The 15,876-nt window shown below is 69.8% G+C and carries 13 protein-coding genes; 7 read left to right on the top strand and 6 right to left on the bottom strand.

Annotated features, from left to right (window positions below; translation table 11 throughout):
- Positions 1-37 precede the first annotated feature (37 nt).
- Genes ACZ6Z4_RS01295 through ACZ6Z4_RS01305 form a run of 3 tightly spaced genes read left to right on the top strand, consistent with a single transcriptional unit; the run spans position 38 to position 2,831 of the window.
- Positions 38-1,159: an NAD(P) transhydrogenase subunit alpha gene (locus ACZ6Z4_RS01295; RefSeq protein ID WP_363668039.1), complete on the top strand. Its 1,122-nt coding sequence runs from the start codon at positions 38-40 to the stop codon at positions 1,157-1,159.
- Positions 1,159-1,464 (top strand): NAD(P) transhydrogenase subunit alpha part 2, encoded by a 306-nt coding sequence (locus tag ACZ6Z4_RS01300; protein WP_465556920.1) that lies wholly within the window; start codon positions 1,159-1,161, stop codon positions 1,462-1,464. The genes ACZ6Z4_RS01295 and ACZ6Z4_RS01300 overlap by 1 nt, the downstream gene beginning before the upstream one ends.
- A complete protein-coding gene (locus ACZ6Z4_RS01305) occupies positions 1,461-2,831 on the top strand; it encodes an NAD(P)(+) transhydrogenase (Re/Si-specific) subunit beta (protein WP_465556922.1) in 1,371 nt (456 codons plus the stop codon). Before ACZ6Z4_RS01300 ends, ACZ6Z4_RS01305 begins: the two co-directional genes overlap by 4 nt.
- On the opposite strand, the gene ACZ6Z4_RS01310 is transcribed toward ACZ6Z4_RS01305, so the two are convergent.
- From ACZ6Z4_RS01310 to ACZ6Z4_RS01330, 5 genes are read right to left on the bottom strand one after another with little or no spacing between them, the layout of a single operon-like run.
- Complete coding sequence (locus tag ACZ6Z4_RS01310; RefSeq protein ID WP_465556924.1) at positions 2,750-4,630, bottom strand: ABC transporter ATP-binding protein; 1,881 nt, start codon at positions 4,628-4,630, stop codon at positions 2,750-2,752. The two genes, ACZ6Z4_RS01305 and ACZ6Z4_RS01310, sit on opposite strands and share 82 nt — an antisense overlap.
- Position 4,631: 1 nt before the next feature.
- On the bottom strand, positions 4,632-5,516 hold the full coding sequence (locus ACZ6Z4_RS01315; RefSeq protein WP_465556926.1) for an ABC transporter permease: 885 nt from the start codon (positions 5,514-5,516) through the stop codon (positions 4,632-4,634).
- A complete protein-coding gene (locus ACZ6Z4_RS01320; protein WP_465556928.1) occupies positions 5,513-6,508 on the bottom strand; it encodes an ABC transporter permease in 996 nt (331 codons plus the stop codon). Before ACZ6Z4_RS01320 ends, ACZ6Z4_RS01315 begins: the two co-directional genes overlap by 4 nt.
- A gap of 1 nt (position 6,509) precedes the next feature.
- Positions 6,510-8,189 (bottom strand): ABC transporter substrate-binding protein, encoded by a 1,680-nt coding sequence (locus tag ACZ6Z4_RS01325; RefSeq protein ID WP_465556930.1) that lies wholly within the window; start codon positions 8,187-8,189, stop codon positions 6,510-6,512.
- Positions 8,190-8,232: 43 nt separating this feature from the next.
- Positions 8,233-9,225, bottom strand: a complete 993-nt coding sequence (locus ACZ6Z4_RS01330) for a LacI family DNA-binding transcriptional regulator (protein WP_465556932.1) — start codon at positions 9,223-9,225, stop codon at positions 8,233-8,235.
- Positions 9,226-9,332: 107 nt separating this feature from the next.
- Between ACZ6Z4_RS01330 and ACZ6Z4_RS01335 the strand changes: the two genes are divergently transcribed.
- Complete coding sequence (locus tag ACZ6Z4_RS01335) at positions 9,333-11,462, top strand: beta-galactosidase (protein WP_465556934.1); 2,130 nt, start codon at positions 9,333-9,335, stop codon at positions 11,460-11,462.
- A gap of 258 nt (positions 11,463-11,720) precedes the next feature.
- Here the strand turns inward: ACZ6Z4_RS01335 and ACZ6Z4_RS01340 are convergent, their stop codons facing one another.
- A complete protein-coding gene (locus tag ACZ6Z4_RS01340) occupies positions 11,721-12,704 on the bottom strand; it encodes a helix-turn-helix transcriptional regulator (protein WP_465556936.1) in 984 nt (327 codons plus the stop codon).
- Between the two features lie 103 nt (positions 12,705-12,807).
- Between ACZ6Z4_RS01340 and ACZ6Z4_RS01345 the strand changes: the two genes are divergently transcribed.
- The 3 genes from ACZ6Z4_RS01345 to purM all read left to right on the top strand — a co-directional run bounded on the left by ACZ6Z4_RS01345 (position 12,808) and on the right by purM (position 15,720).
- A complete protein-coding gene (locus tag ACZ6Z4_RS01345) occupies positions 12,808-12,948 on the top strand; it encodes a hypothetical protein (RefSeq protein WP_465556938.1) in 141 nt (46 codons plus the stop codon).
- A gap of 25 nt (positions 12,949-12,973) precedes the next feature.
- A complete protein-coding gene (purF, locus tag ACZ6Z4_RS01350; protein ID WP_363668020.1) occupies positions 12,974-14,536 on the top strand; it encodes an amidophosphoribosyltransferase in 1,563 nt (520 codons plus the stop codon).
- A 113-nt stretch (positions 14,537-14,649) separates the two neighbouring features.
- Positions 14,650-15,720 carry a phosphoribosylformylglycinamidine cyclo-ligase gene (gene purM / locus ACZ6Z4_RS01355; protein ID WP_465556940.1) on the top strand — a complete coding sequence of 357 codons (1,071 nt, stop codon included), beginning with the start codon at positions 14,650-14,652 and terminating at the stop codon, positions 15,718-15,720.
- Positions 15,721-15,876: the final 156 nt, after the last annotated feature.

A 15,876-nucleotide genomic window follows, 5' to 3' on the forward strand; every position in this document is an offset into this window, starting at 1 on the left:
TTTCCGGCGACCCAGAGTTTGGCATAGGTTTCGGCGAGTGAAGATCGCAGTCGTGCGAGAGACCCGCCCGGCCGAGCGCCGGGTGGCGCTGGTGCCCGAACAAGTCGTCAAGCTCGTCCAGCTCGGGTACCAGGTCGCGGTCGAACCCGCGGCCGGCGAGCGGGCGCTGTTCTCCGACGACGCCTACCGCGAGGCCGGCGCGGAGGTCGCCTGGGGAGCCGACCACGCCGCGACGGTGGTGGCCTCGGTCCAGCCGCTGGAGCGCGAACGCCTGCAGCGGCTGCACGCCGGGACGGCGCTGATGTCGTTCCTGCCGACCAACCCGCCGGACGTGGTCCGGGCCGCGACCCGGGCCAAGCTGACCGCGTTCGCGATGGAGCTGGTGCCGCGGATCTCCCGGGCGCAGGCGATGGACGCGCTGTCCTCGCAGGCGCTGGTCGCCGGGTACCGGGCCGCGATCGTCGCGGCCGAGCGGCTGCCCCGGTTCTTCCCGCTGAACATGACCGCCGCCGGGACGGTGCCGCCGGCCCAGGTGCTCGTCCTGGGCGCCGGCGTCGCCGGCCTGCAGGCGATCGCGACCGCGAAGCGCCTCGGTGCGGTCGTCAAGGCGTACGACGTACGGACGGCCGCGGCCGAGGAGATCGCCTCGATGGGCGCCCAGCCGATCGAGCTCGAGCTCGGCACCCTGGACGGCCCGGGCGGGTACGCCCGTGAGATGACCGAGGAACGCGCGCAGCTGCAGCGCGAGCTGCTGGCGCCGTACGTGGCCGGCGCGGACGCGCTGATCACCACCGCCGCCGTACCGGGCCGGACCGCGCCGATGCTGGTCACCCGCGAGATGGTCGAGCAGATGAAGCCCGGCTCGGTCGTCGTCGACCTGGCCTCCGAGCAGGGCGGCAACGTCGAGGGCTCGGTGGCCGGAACCGAGCTGACGATCGGGAACGCGCTGGTCTGGGGCGGCTCGAACGTGCCCAGCCAGATGGCCGGCCCGGCCAGCCGCCTGTACGGGCAGAACGTGGCCAACTTGATCACGCTGATGACCCGCAACGCCGCCTTCGACCCGGACTTCAGCGACGAGATCGTGGCCGGCTGCTGCGTCACCCACGACGGCGAAGTGCTGCACGAGCCCACCCGCGAGCTGTTGGAAGGACAGGGCTGATGACCGAATCGATTGCTCTGCTGACGATCTTCGTGCTCGCGGCGTTCGTCGGGGTCGAGGTGATCAGCAAGGTGTCGGCGACGCTGCACACGCCGCTGATGTCCGGCGCGAACGCGATCCACGGCGTCATCCTGGTCGGCGCGATCATCGTCACCGGGCAGGCCGAGTCGGTGCCGGTGGTGATCGTCGGGCTGCTGGCCGTCGTCCTGGCCACCGTCAACATGGTCGGCGGGTTCGTGGTCACCGACCGGATGCTGGAGATGTTCCGGGGTCCGGGAGCGCGCAAGAAGGAGCTGCACAAGTGATCGCCACCTGGGCCCAGATCGGCTACCTGGTCGCGGCCGTTTGCTTCATCGTCGCGCTCAAGGCGCTGTCCTCGCCGAAGACCGCGCGGACCGGTAACGCGCTCGGCGCGGCCGGCGCCGTGCTCGCCGTGATCATCACCTTCGCGGCGTACAAGCCGGACAACCTGGTGCCGATCCTGATCGCGCTGGCGATCGGCACCGTCGGCGGTGTGATCGGGTCGCGGCGGGTGCAGATGACGCACATGCCGCAGTTGGTCGCGCTGTTCAACGGCGTCGGCGGTGGCGCCGCGTCGCTGGTCGCGCTGATGGAGCTCGGCGAGGTGCACGACGGCGAGACCGTCGCCGCGATCGCCACCGCGTTCACGATCCTGGTCGGGGCGATCTCGTTCTCCGGCTCGATCGTCACGTTCGCGAAGCTGCAGGAGCTGATGACCACCCGCCCGGTCACCTTCCCGGGCCTGCCGGTGCTGTTCGTCGCCGGGCTGCTCGGTGGCGTCGCGGTGTCGGTCTGGCTGGTTTCCGAGCCGCGCGTGCTGGTCGGCGTCCTGCTGTGCCTGCTCGGTCTGGCCGTCGGCGTGATGCTGGTGCTGCCGGTCGGCGGTGCCGACGTACCGATCGTCATCTCGCTGCTGAACGCGTTCACGGGTCTGACCGTCGCCGCCGGTGGCTACGTGCTCGGCAACACGCTGCTGCTCGTCGCCGGAACGCTCGTCGGTGCGGCAGGTACGTTGCTGACCAAGCTGATGGCCGACGCGATGGGCCGGTCGGTCTTCAACATCCTCTTCGGCGCGGTGAAGGGCGGCTCGACCCTCGGCGGTGGTGAGGCGTCCGAGCGCCCGGTGATCTCGGGCAGCGCCGAGGACGTCGCGATCCTGCTCGGCTACGCGCAGCGCGTCATCATCGTCCCCGGCTACGGCCTGGCCGTCGCGCAGGCCCAGCACACGCTGCGCGACCTGGTCGAGGAGCTGCAGGGCCGCGGCGTCAAGGTCGACTACGCGATCCACCCGGTCGCGGGCCGGATGCCCGGTCACATGAACGTGCTGCTCGCCGAGGCCCAGGTCCCGTACGAGCAGCTCCGCGAGATGGACGAGATCAACGGCGACTTCAAGCAGGCCGACGTGGTCCTGGTCGTCGGCGCCAACGACGTCGTCAACCCCGCCGCCCGCACGACGCCGAGCGCCCCGATCTACGGCATGCCGATCCTCAACGCCGACGAGGCCCAGCGGGTCATCTTCCTGAAGCGCTCGATGCGCCCCGGCTTCGCCGGCATCGAGAACGAGCTCCTCTACGACCCCCGCACGACGCTGCTGTTCGGCGACGCCAGGGAGTCGCTGGGCAAACTGCTGGCCTCGGTCAAGACGGTCTGACCCGGCGTCGGGATCGCGTCCAGGAGCAGCTGGGTGTAGGGGTCCTGGGCGTGCTGGATGACGTTCAGGGTCCGGCCTGACTCGACGACGCGGCCCTGGTTGAGGACGAGGACCTCGTCGGCGAGCAGGCGGGCGCTGAGCAGGTCGTGGGTGATGTAGAGCATCGCGATGCTGCGGTCCTTCACCAGGCGGTCGAGCAGGGCGAGGATCTCGGCGCGGATGGAGACGTCGAGCATCGAGATCGGCTCGTCGGCGACCAGGATCCTCGGGTCGGGGGCGAGGGCTCGGGCGATCACGACGCGCTGGCGTTGGCCGCCGGAGAGCTGGTGGGGGAGTTTGTCGAGGTACTGCGCGGCTGGCGAGAGGCCTACGGTTTCCAGGAGCTCGGAGGCTCTGGTGCGGGCTTCGGCTTTGGAGAGCTTGAGGTGGTTGAGGAGGGGGCGCGAGAGGGCGTAGGCGACCGTGCGGGTCGGGTTGAGGGCTGCGAAGGGGTCCTGGAAGACGAGCTGGGTGTGTCGCCGGTAGGACCGAAGCCTCCGGCCCCGGAGCTTGCCGACGTCCACCGCCTCTTCTCCCGTTCCGCCCCGCGCTCCCGCGCGGGAGCGCGGGGCGGCGAAGGTGATAGCGCCTGACGTCGGGCGCTCCACGCCTGTGACCAGGCGGGCGAGGGTGGTTTTGCCGGACCCGCTTTGGCCGACCAACGCAGTGACTCGGCCTGGTTTCAGGTCGAAGGAGACGTTGTCGACGGCCCGGGTGTTCTTGTACTGCTTGACCGCTTCGCGGACGGTGAGGACCGGCTCGGACTCTGCTGTGTCGCGTTCGGCGACGAAGGTCCGCGCCCGGCGGGCGTCGACCTCGGTGCCGGCTTCGACCAGCAGGCAGCGGGCGGTGCCCTCGCCCGCCGGGAGCAGCGCGGGATGTTGCGTCGCGCAGGCTTCGACGGCGACCGGGCAGCGGGGAGTGAAGCGGCAGCCGGTCTGGGGCTCCGCGAGGTTCGGCGGGCGCCCGGGGATGAAGTCGACCGAGATCTGGGCCGCGCGCGGATCGGCGTACGAGCCGAGCAGGCCCTGCGTGTACGGGTGCAGCTGGTGCCGCATCATCGCCGCGGCCGGCTGGTCCTCGACGAGCTCGCCGGCGTACATGACCAGCACCCGGTCGGCCATCTCCATCACCGTGCCGAGGTCGTGGCTGATGAACAGGACGGCGAAGCCGAGCTCCTTCTGCAGCTCCCGGAGCCGGTCCAGGATGTTGCGCTGGACAACGACGTCGAGGCCGGTGGTCGGCTCGTCGAGCAGCACGAAGCGCGGTTCCAGGGCGAGCGCGAGGGCCAGGGCGACGCGTTGTTTCATCCCGCCGGAGAGCTCGTGCGGATACCGCCGCAGTACGTCGGCGTCGAGCGACACGAGCTCGAGCAGGTGCCGGGCGTCGCCGTCTCGGCCGTGCGCGGCGAACGTGTCGGCGAACTGGGCGCCGACCGTGATCACCGGGTTCAGCGAGTTCATGCTGCTCTGGAAGACCGTCGAGATCTTCGCCCAGCGCAACGGGCGCAGCGACTCCTCCGCGGCGCCCGTCACCGTCGTGCCGTCGAAGACGACCGATCCACCGCTCACCGCGGCCGGTTTGTCGAGCAACGCCAGGATCGCGTTCCCGAGCGTCGACTTCCCGCTGCCGGACTCGCCGAGCAGCCCGACGAACTCGCCGTCGGCGACGTCGAACGATACGCCGTCGACCGCGCGGACCGGCGTACTGTCGCGTGGGCTGTAGGTGACCGACAGGTCGCGGACCTCGAGCAGGGCCATCTCAGTCCTCCCTCAGGTGCGGGTTGCTCAGGGCGTCGACCCCGAAGTTGATCAGCGTCAGCGCGGTCATCAGCCCGGCGAACGCGAGCCCGGGCGCGACCAGCCAGGCCCACTGGCCGGTCAGCATCGCGCCGCCGGTGTTGGCCTGGTTGAGCATCGTGCCCCAGCTGGTGGTGGTCGGGTCGCCGAGCCCGAGGAACGCCAGGCCGGCCTCGCCGCCGATCGCGCCCAGGCAGGCGCCCATGAAGCCGACGACGACCAGCGAGGTCATGTTCGGCAGGATCTCGCGGACGATGATCCGCGCGGTCGAGTCCCCGGCGAACTTCGCCGCGGTGATGTAGTCGCGGGTCCGCAGCGTGATGATCTGCGAGCGTTTCAGCCGCGCGCCGTACGCCCAGCCGGTGATGCTGATGACGAAGACGATCAGCCACAGCCCCTTCACCGGCGCGTACGCCGCCAGCGTGATCATCAGCGGCAGCACCGGGACGACCAGCGCCAGGTTGATGAAGAACGACAGCACCTCGTCGACGGTCCCGCGCAGGTAGCCCGCGGTCAGCCCGACCGCGAGCCCGATCGCCGTCGACAGCGTGCCGGCGGCGAGGCCGACGATCAGCGACGTGCGCGCGCCGTACACGAGCTGGCTGAACACGTCCTCGCCCTGCGCGGTGGTGCCGAGCCAGTTGCTGCCGGACGGGCCGATCGACGGGGTGAACGTGTTCGCGCGCGGTTCGTACGGCGCGATCAGCGGCGCGAGCACCGCGACCAGCACGAACGCGGCGAGCATCAGCAGTCCGATCCGGCACTTGCGGTTGCGCCACAGGATGACGAGCCAGCCGGGGACCCGGGAGCCGCGCGCGGCCTCCACCGCTTGGGCTTCGAGCGTCATACCGCCTCCTCCCGCCGGACGCGCGGATCCAGTACGCCGTACAGCAGGTCGGCGAGGAAGTTCGCGATCAGGACGCCGATCGTGATGAACAGGAACAACGCCTGCATCAGCGGGTAGTCGCGGTTCGACACGGCCTCGAGCATCATCCGGCCGAGCCCGGGGTAGTTGAAGATCGACTCCACCAGGACGGTCCCGCCGAGGATGCCGCCGAGCGCGATCGCGAAGCCGGTGACGTTCGGCAGCACCGCGATGCGCGCGCCGTACGTGAGGGCGATCCGCCGCCGGGACAGCCCCTTGGCCCGGGCCAGCCGGGCGTAGTCCTCGCCGAGGGTCTGGACCATGTTGTTGCGCATGCCGATGATCCAGCCGATCGGGCCGACGATGAGCAGCGACACCGCCGGCAGCACGCTGTGCTGGAAGGCGTCGGAGAAGAACAGCCAGGTCCAGCCCGGGTTGCTGCCACCGCCGTACCCGCCGCCGCTGGGGAACCAGTTCAGCGTGATCGCGAAGACGTAGATCAGCACCAGCGCGAGCCAGAAGAACGGCAACGTGCCGACGAACGTCGAGCCGAGCGTGATCACCGAGTCGACCCGGCTGTTCCTCCGGTACGCCGCCCAGGCGCCGAGCAGCGTGCCGACCACGAACGACACGATTTGGGTGACGCCGACCAGGATCAGCGTCCAGGGCAGTCCCTGGCCGATCATGTGCGTCACCGTGTACGGGAAGTACGTGTACGAGATGCCGAAGTCGCCGCGCAGTACGGCGCCCAGGTAGTCGCCGTACTGGGTGAGCAGGTTGCCGTCGGGGGTACCGAGCATCTTGCGGACCGCTTCGACCTGGGCTGGGTCGATCGCCTGGCTCTGGCCGCCCAGCCGGGACACGATCGCCTCGGCCGGGTCGCCCGGTTGCAGCCGGGGGATCAGGAAGTTCAAGGTGATCGCGGCCCAGAGGGTGGCCAGGAAGAAGCCGGCCCGGCGCAGGAAGTAGCGCATGTCAGCTGCCGGCGGGCTTGAGGTTGGTGAGGACGAGCACGTTGTCGCCGGGGGCGGCGTACGGGTTCTTCTCGTCGGGCCAGCCGACCGCCTTGTCGGTCTGGTACTGGAACCACTTGGCGCCGTACCAGAGCGGGATCATCGGGACCTGGTCGGTCATGATCTTGGCCAGCCCGCCGACAGCCTCCTTCTGCTTCGCCTCGTCGGTCGCGAGCCGGAGCTCGTCGAGCAGCTTGTCGGTCGCCGGGTCGTTCCAGCGGACGAAGTTGCTGGCGGCCTTCTTGCCGATCGGCGCGGACTGGTCGCTGCCGAGCGGCTCGGAGAAGTTGCGGAACATGTTGCAGGACCCGCCGTGGACACCGAACAGCATGTCGTACCGGCCGACCGCGCGGTCGCTCTCGTACGTCGGCGGGTTGGGGGTCTCCAGCGCGACGTCGAAGCCGAGCGCCTTCAGGTTCTGCACGATGATCTGCGCGGCCGAGACCCAGTCGGTGTAGCTGCCCGGCACCTTGAAGGTGAACTCGACCTGCTTCCCGTCCTTGCCCAAACGCTTGCCCTGGGCATCTTTCGGGTAACCGGCGGCGGTCAGCGCGCTGTCGGTCTTCGCGGCGTCGAAGCCGATCCGGCCCTGGTCGGCGAGGCCCTCGGGCAACCACTTGTCCTGACCGGGCACGACCAGCCCGGTCTGGCTCGCGGCCTTCACGTAGCCCAGCTGCGCCTTGGCGATGATCTGGTCCCGGTCGAACGCCGTGGTCAGCGCCTTGCGGAAGGCGAGGTCGTTGAACGGCGCCTCGGTGAGGTTCATGTACGCCGAGATCGAGCCGCCCGGCGGGTACCAGTAGTGGTTGGTGTCCGGGGCGCGGTCGACGAACGCCTTCTTGATGTCCGGCACGAACATCGCGTTGGTGTCGTACTCGCCACGGCTCAGCTTCAGCTGCTCGACCGCGCCGCCGGCGTCGGCCTTGTGGAAGCGGATCTCCTGCACCTTGACCTTGTCGGCCTGCCAGTAATCGGCGTTCCGCTCGATGGTGAGCTGCTGCGGGTTGAACGACTTCACCTTCATCGGGCCGGTGCCGACCGGGTTCTGCGCGTTGACGAACTTCACCGGGTCGGACTGCTGCGACCAGACGTGCTCGGGCACGATGTAGATCTCGGTGAGCAGCGTGAAGGTGGAGGCGCCGGGGTCCTTGAACTTGATCGTGACGGTCTGGGCGTCCGGAGTCTCGACAGCGGCCAGGTAGCGCCAGATGCCCTTGACGTCGAGCGCCTGGTGCTTCTTCAGCAGGTCGAAGGTGAAGCCGACATCCTTGCTGGAGAAGGGCTTTCCGTCGTTCCACTTGACGCCGTCGCGCAAGGTGAAGGTGAGTGTCTTGGGGTCGTCCCACTCGAAACCCGTGGCCAGCCACGGCTTCGGCGTACAGGAGAAGCTGTCGTAGACCATCAGCTTCTCGAAGACGTAGTCGACGGCGCCGAGGCGGGTGGCCTCGAGGTACGGGTTGTAGTTGGCCTGCGGCGCGGTGCCGCCGCCGAAGTCGCCGTAGTCGAGGAAGTCGACCAGGCCGTTCGCGGCCGTCCCGCCGCCACCGCTGCCGTTGGTGCCGCTGGTGCCGGTGCATCCGACCAGGGCGAGGGTGGTCGCGACGGCGACTGCCGCCGTACGGAGGAATGTCGGGCGGTTCATCTGCCTGCTCCTGTCGATCGGGGCGGCCTCCTGGGCGGAGGGACTACGGGCAGCCGCAGCTGCCCCGCAGTACGAGCTCGGTGGTGAGGACGGTGTCCATCACCGCGCCCGGACCGCCGACGCCGGCGATCAGCAGGCGTGCGGTGACGGCTCCGAGCTCACGGACGGGCTGCCGGATCGTGGTCAGCCCGGGTCGGACCAGCGAGGACATCGCGACGTCGTCGAAGCCGGTGATGGCGACGTCCTCGGGGACCTTGAGACCGCGGCCGAGGGCGCCGATCAGGACGCCGAGCGCGGTCTCGTCGTTGGCGCAGACGATCGCGCCGGGTGGTCGGCGTCCGGTCAGCAGCTCACCGGCGGCGATCACGCCGTCGGACTGCTGCATGCCGACCTTGAGCGGGCTCTTCGGCGCGGCGACCTTGGCCTCGCGATGCCCTTGTTTGAAGGCTTCCCAGCGCTCGGTGACGTCGGGGGAGCCGTCGGGGTTGCCGACGAACGCGAGCCGCCGGTAGCCGTGGTCGAGCAGCAGGTGCCTGGTCAGCTCCGCCACTCTGGTGTTGTCGGCCCGGACGGCGGGGATGCCGTCGAGCGGCCGCCCGGCCAGTACGACGACCGGTACCTCGGCCGCGAGCCGGTGCAGGGTTCGGTCCTGGATCGTGCCGCCGTGCACGGCGATGCCGTCGACCCGGCCGGAGATCGCCAGTACGTCGTCGTCGGCGGCCGCCCGGTGGTGCGTGCCGACGATGTGCACGCTGGCGCCGGCCTCCATCGCCTCGTACTCGAAGCCCTGGATCAGCTCGGAGAAGTAGGGGCCGGACAACCCGGGGAACACCATCGCGACCGCGCCGTGCTTGCGCTCGGCCAGGGCCTTGCCGAGCTGGCTCGGGCGGTAGCCGTGCTCCTCGATCACCTGCTCGACGCGGGCCCGCATCTCCGGGCTGACCTGGCCGATCCCGCGCGACACCCGGGACACGGTGGCGATCGAAACCCCTGCCAGTTCGGCGATCTCGCGCACCGTCAGCCGCTGGTTGCCCATCCGCGACCTCCGCCGTAACGTTGCAGTAACCGGTTTCAGCGACCATAGGTGAGGAATCGGACCCGCGGCAAGAGGTGGCGCGTCGCCGGCCCGGTGGAGAGGTCACGATGAGGACAGTCCAGCTCAGCAGGCGCCGTCTGATGATCGACGGGGAACCGACTCTGATGCTGTCGGGGGAGGTGCACTACTTCCGGCTCGCTCGGGAGGACTGGGCGTCGCGGCTGGATCTGCTGGTCGCGGCGGGGTGCGACACGGTGGCGACGTACATCCCGTGGCTGGTGCACGAGCTGCCGGACGGGTCGTTCGACCTGGACGGGCGGACTTCGCCGTACCGGGATCTGGTCGGGTTCCTGGAGCTGGCGGACTCGAAGGGGCTGTCGGTGATCGCCCGGCCCGGGCCGTTCGTGATGGCGGAGCTGAAGAACGAGGGGTTGCCGTACTCGGTCTACACGCCGGGTGTCGCATCGATCGGGTGGGACTCGACGCCGGCTCCGACGCGGGACGTGGACTACCTGTCGGCGGACTACCTGGGTGCTGTACGGCGGTGGTACGGCGCGGTGATGCCCTTGCTGGCTTCGCATCTGGCGCCGGTCGGTGGTCCGGTCGTCGCGGTGCAGCTGGACAACGAGGTCGGGATGTTGTCGTGGGTGACGAACACGCCGGATCTGAACGACGTGGATTCGTTCCTCGAGTGGGCGGGGTCTCGGGTCGAGGTGGCCGACGTACGGTCTCCTGAGGCTGGGGCGCTGGGGCTGCACCACGAGCTGTCGGTGTTCCAGCGCGAGCGGTACGCGCGGTACTTCGGGATCCTGCGGGCGGAGGCCGAGTCGCACGGCGTTGTTGGTGTGCCGTTCCTGATCAACCTGCACGGCACCGGCGAGGGGCGCGGCCGGACGTATCCGATCGGGATCAGTCAGCTGTACGAGAGCTACTCCGGTCAGCCCGACATGACGTCGGGCTCCGACCACTACCTCGGCGACCTCACCGTCGAGAACGTCGCCGACCTGTACGTCATGAACGCGTTCATGGCCGCGGTCCACTCACCCGACCAGCCCCTGACCTCGCTGGAGTTCGAGGCCGGCCTGGGGGACTACGGCGAGGATCTGAGTCGGCAGGTTCCGCCCTCCGCCGTCGCTCTGAAGACCCGGCTCTGTGTTGCCCAGGGCAACCGTCTCCTGAACTACTACCTGTTCGCCGGCGGCCACAACCCGCCGCTCGACGATCCGGTCGGCGACGGCAACGACCGGATCGCCTTCACCGGCGAACGCCACGGCTTCACGGCCCCCGTCGGCCCCGAGGGGCAGCTCAACCCGTCGTACGCCGCTCTCGCGGACGTGGTCGCCGACCTCCGCCGCTTCCCCGCGCTCGCCGACAGCGACGAGGAGTACGACGACGTCGTGCTCGGCTTCGTCCCCGACCACTACCTCACCGAGTACTGCCACCCCGGCGACCACGTCCGCCGGGCCCAGATCGCCGACCTGGAGCGCTTCCGGGGGATGGGTACGCGCGACATCCTCGCCCGTGCGCTGCTGCTGTCGGGCTTCTCGTTCCCAGCGGTCAACCTTCAGTCAGACCTCACTGGCCCCGCCTCTTCCCGGGTCCTCTGTCTGGCCTCCACCCCATGGCTCTCGGCGGACGTCCAGCACCGCCTCGCCGACTTCGTCCACGGCGGCGGCCGGCTGCTCCTCACCGGCGCGCTTCCCACCCAGACCTACGACGGCACGCCCTGCACCGTGCTCGCCGACGCCCTGGGCCTCACCCCCGGCGACCTGGTCAACGGAACCCCTCATTACTTCCCCTCGGTCCGGGCCGACGGCGCCCCGGCCGAAGTCCGGGTCGGCGTCCTCCAGCCCCTCACCCCAACCTCCTCCCACCACCCCTTCGCCGTCGACGTCTCCACCGGCTCTGTGGTCGGCACCGAGGTCCGCCCGGGCAGTGGCCACGCGGTGGTTCTCACCTGCGACTACCCGGCCCACCTCCCGTTCTGGACCGACCTCCTCGCCCGCCTCGGCGCTACTCCCCGTCACACCCACACCGCCACGACTCCGGGCGTCGTCCTGACCTCGACCGCCACTCCGGACGGCACGCGCCTGCTGCACGCGCTGAATGTCAGCCCGGTCGACCAGTCATTGGTCATCTCCCACCGGGGTACGCCGCTGTTCAATGGCGCGGAAGTCGCGCTGCCCGCGCGGAGCGGTGCAATCCTTCCGATTACCGGTCCAGACCAATTGCATTAACGGTACTCGGAGCGCTCACTCCGCCCGATAGACCCATTTCCGGGCCGAGCGCAAGCCATTGGCACAAAGACGCCACGGCCTGGTCGTCTGACCTCGCCGGGGCGTCCGGCCCTGCAGGTAGGCGTGATCCGCGATCCGCGAGCACCACTGGACGTGCGTCCAGTCAACCCGAAACAATTGTCCGCACGGCGTCCGCTGAAATGCACAGACCGAACTGCCGACGTACGCGATCAATTCACGCGAGAAACCGCCGGTGAATTAGACCCAGCCGCGTTTCGCCGCGGCTACTCCCAGTTCGAAACGCGAAGTGGCGTCGAGACGGTCGGAGAGGTTTGCCGTGATACGGCGGGCGGTGCGCAACGAGATACCCAGCAGACGCGCCACCTGCTCGTCCTTGGCGCCGCCGGCCAGCAGGCGGAGGACCTCGGCCTCGTGCGGGGTGAGTGGTGACTCGTTGTCGCGGTCCTCGGGGGCGAAGAGGTCGGTCGCCCGGGACCAGTACGAGTCGAACAGGGCCAGCGCGACCGCCAGTACGGCGGGGCTGCGGTGGATCACGGCGCCGGTGCTCTCGACCGCCGGGTCCAGCGGCATGATCGCGATCTCCTGGTCGATGATCAGCAGCCGCAGCGGCAGGGTCGGGGTGGCGCGGACCTCGTTACCGCGTTTGTGCATGTACGCGGCGTACTCGAGGCCGAGCTTGGAGACCGTCATGCTCTGCAGGTAGACGCTGCGCATCTTGATCCCGCGCTCCAGCAGCGGCAGGTCCGGCGACTCCTCCGGCGGGGCGACGATGTCGTCCACGTGCGCGGGGATCAGGCCCCAGAAGGTGTCCCGGGTCTTCGCGCCCAGCTCCTCGATCCGGCGCGACGCGTTCGCGCGGCCCTTCAGCACCTCGACGTCGCCGCTGGTCCGCGAGGTGAGCAGCTCGTTGTACTGCTCGGCCATCACCTCGGCCTTGGACGACGCCTCGTTCAGCTCGCCGAGCATCCGGTTCAGCTCGCTGCGGCGGCGCTCGACCAGGCCGGCCAGGCCGACCCGCGGGTGGACGGCGTGCTCGACGTCGGGGTTGGTCCAGGTCGGGACCAGCAGGTCGAGTTTGCGCAGCTCGTCCATTAGCTGGTGAACCTCGGGCAATGACTTATTCACTCGCGCGGCAATCTGCTCCGGCGTACTGTCCGGAGCGCGGAGGAGGGCGTGGTAGACCGCCGAGGTCGCCTCGTCCAGACCCAGCGGTTCCAGCACTTTCCACACCCTTCCAACGCCCGTTTGGAACCGACCATATACAGGGTGCGTCGATTAAGCGCGCTCAGCAGATGGTTTTGGATTATTTCGGAGGGGACTCACTGTGATCAAGAGGTTTCTGGTGGTGGTGGTTTCGGGGGCGCTGCTGCTGGGTTCGGCGTGCTGGTCCGCTGGATCCGCGACGGCGCGGCCGGAGCCGCCGGTCAGCGACGACCCCACCGGCTACTGCACTGTCTGCTGGTAGGAGAGCCGTCCCGTAGACTGCTGCCGTGGCTCGTGGCGATGGTCGGCTCACTCATGATCTCGACCCGCAGGATCTGGGTCCGCAGGACGCCTGTGGCGTCTTCGGAGTCTGGGCTCCTGGGGAAGAGGTCGCCAAACTCTCCTATTTCGGGCTCTACGCTCTGCAGCACCGAGGGCAGGAGTCGGCCGGGATCGCGGTCGGCAACGGGAGCCAGATCCTGGTCTACAAGGACATGGGCCTGGTCAGTCAGGTCTTCGACGAGGCGACCCTCGCGTCACTGCGCGGGCACATCGCCGTCGGGCACTGCCGGTACTCGACCACCGGGTCGAGCGTCTGGGCGAACGCGCAGCCGACCTTCCGGTCCACCGCGACCGGGTCGGTGGCGCTCGCGCACAACGGCAACCTGACCAACACCGGTGACCTGGCGGCGACGCTGGACGGCAGCGACGACCTGGACCTCGGGCTGGACCTGGAGGTCGAGCACGCGAAGGCGAACGCCAAGCACGGCGCGTCCTCCGACACCGACATCCTGACCTCGATGCTGGCGGCGTACCCCGACCTGACCATCGAGCAGGCCGCGGCGCGCGTGCTGCCGAAGGTCAAGGGCGCCTTCAGCCTGGTCTTCATGGACGAGTCCACCCTGTACGCCGCCCGCGACCCGCAGGGCATCCGCCCGCTGGTGCTCGGCCGGCTCGAGCGCGGCTGGGTGGTGGCCAGCGAGACCGCGGCGCTGGACATCGTCGGTGCCAGCTTCGTCCGCGAGATCGACCCGGGCGAGATCGTCGCGATCGACGAGAACGGGCTGCGCTCGACCAAGTTCGCCGAGCCGGACCCGAAGGGCTGCCTGTTCGAGTTCGTCTACCTGGCCCGCCCGGACACCCAGATCTCCGGCCAGCGGATCCACTCGACCCGCGTCGAGATCGGCCGCCGGCTGGCCCGCGAGCACCCGGCCGACGCCGACCTGGTGATCGCGACGCCGGAGTCCGGCGTACCGGGCGCGATCGGGTACGCCGAGGAGTCCGGCATCCCGTACGGCGCCGGCCTGGTCAAGAACGCCTACGTCGGCCGCACCTTCATCCAGCCCAGCCAGACCATCCGCCAGCTCGGCATCCGGCTGAAGCTGAACCCGCTGCGCGAGGTGATCGAGGGCAAGCGGCTGGTCGTCGTCGACGACACCATCGTCCGCGGCAACACCCAGCGCGCGGTGATCAAGATGCTCCGCGAGGCGGGCGCCAAGGAGATCCACGTCCGGATCACCGCGCCGCCGGTGAAGTGGCCGTGCTTCTACGGCATCGACTTCGCCAGCCGCGCCGAGCTGATCGCCAACGGGCTGAACACCGAGGAGATCTGCCGCTCGCTCGGCGCCGACTCGCTCGGTTACATCGACCTGGACACGCTGGTCGAGGCGACCACGCTGCCGAAGGACAAGCTCTGCCGGGCCTGCTTCGACGGGGTCTACCCGGTCGAGCTGCCGAAGCCGGAGCACCTCGGCAAGCACCTGCTGGAGATCCCGGTCAGCACCGACGCCGACGGCCTGGCCACCGTTTCCGGCGGTGCCGGCGCCGCGGACGCCCTGTCCCGCCCGTAAGGCAGTCCGATGAGCCAGCACCCGACCGACGCTCCCACGAGGACCGGCCGGGCACTGGTGACTGCCGTACGACGTACTTCCGGGACGCCGTCCCGCCGACGAAGGAGAACACCGTGAGCCAGGGCGCGAGCTACGCCGCCGCCGGAGTCGACATCGAGGCCGGGGACCGGGCCGTCGAGCTGATGAAGGAATGGGTGTCCAAGGCGACCCGGCCCGAGGTGGTCGGGGGGCTCGGCGGGTTCGCCGGGCTGTTCGACGCGTCCGCGCTGACGGCGTACCGGCGACCGCTGCTGGCCACCTCGACCGACGGCGTCGGGACCAAGGTCGCGATCGCGCAGAAGCTGGACCGGCACGACACGATCGGGTTCGACCTGGTCGGCATGGTCGTCGACGACCTGGTGGTCTGCGGCGCCGAGCCGCTGTTCATGACCGACTACATCTGCACCGGCAAGGTGGTCCCGGAGACGATCGCGCAGATCGTCAAGGGCATCGCCGAGGCGTGCGTCGAGGCCGGTACGGCGCTGGTCGGCGGCGAGACCGCCGAGCACCCGGGCCTGCTGAAGGCCGACGAGTACGACGTCGCCGGCGCCTCCACGGGCGTCGTCGAGGCCGACGAGCTGCTCGGAGCGGAGCGGGTCGAGGCCGGTGACGTGGTCGTCGCGATGGCGTCGTCCGGGCTGCACTCGAACGGGTACTCCCTGGTCCGGCACGTGTTCTTCGACCGGGCCGGCTGGGCCCTCGACCGCGAGGTGCCGGAGCTCGGTGGCACGCTCGGCGACACTCTGATCACGCCGACCCGGGTCTACGCCAAGCACTGCCTGGAGCTGATCCGGGCGCTGAACGCCGACGGCGACCGCCCGCTGCACGCGATGTCGCACATCACCGGCGGCGGCTTCGCGGCGAACCTGGCCCGGGTGATCCCGGACGAGCTCGCGGTCCGGATCGACCGCTCGACCTGGACGCCGGCGCCGGTCTTCGGCCTGGTCGGCCAGCTCGGCGACGTCCCGCAGCTGGAGCTGGAGAAGACGCTGAACATGGGCGTCGGCATGGTCGCGGTCCTGGACCCGGCCGCCGCGGACCGTGCGATCGCCGTCCTGGCCGAGCGCGACATCCCGGCCTGGGTCTGCGGCGAGGTCAGCACCGGCAGCACCGGCGTCGAGCTCCAGGGCGACTACGCGAGCTGATCCCGCTGGGGTCGGCGAAGCGCACCCGGTGCAGGAACTGCTCAGGTGGGGGGGGGGAGGGGGGGGGGGGGGGGGGGAGTGGGGGGGGGGGGAGGGGGGAAAAGGGGGAAAGAACACCCTTGGTGTTGTGGTGGGGCGAGGCCCTGTCTTATGCCC

The organism is Kribbella sp. NPDC104740 (assembly GCF_055583505.1).

What these genes read in the sequence shown, in the direction of transcription:
- ACZ6Z4_RS01300 (WP_465556920.1), top strand. Translation starts at nt 1,159, where the DNA reads ATGACCGAATCGATTGCTCTGCTGACGATCTTCGTGCTCGCGGCGTTC.
- ACZ6Z4_RS01310 (WP_465556924.1), bottom strand. Translation starts at nt 4,630, where the DNA reads ATGGCCCTGCTCGAGGTCCGCGACCTGTCGGTCACCTACAGCCCACGC.
- ACZ6Z4_RS01315 (WP_465556926.1), bottom strand. Translation starts at nt 5,516, where the DNA reads ATGACGCTCGAAGCCCAAGCGGTGGAGGCCGCGCGCGGCTCCCGGGTC.
- ACZ6Z4_RS01320 (WP_465556928.1), bottom strand. Translation starts at nt 6,508, where the DNA reads ATGCGCTACTTCCTGCGCCGGGCCGGCTTCTTCCTGGCCACCCTCTGG.
- ACZ6Z4_RS01325 (WP_465556930.1), bottom strand. Translation starts at nt 8,189, where the DNA reads ATGAACCGCCCGACATTCCTCCGTACGGCGGCAGTCGCCGTCGCGACC.
- ACZ6Z4_RS01330 (WP_465556932.1), bottom strand. Translation starts at nt 9,225, where the DNA reads ATGGGCAACCAGCGGCTGACGGTGCGCGAGATCGCCGAACTGGCAGGG.
- ACZ6Z4_RS01335 (WP_465556934.1), top strand. Translation starts at nt 9,333, where the DNA reads ATGAGGACAGTCCAGCTCAGCAGGCGCCGTCTGATGATCGACGGGGAA.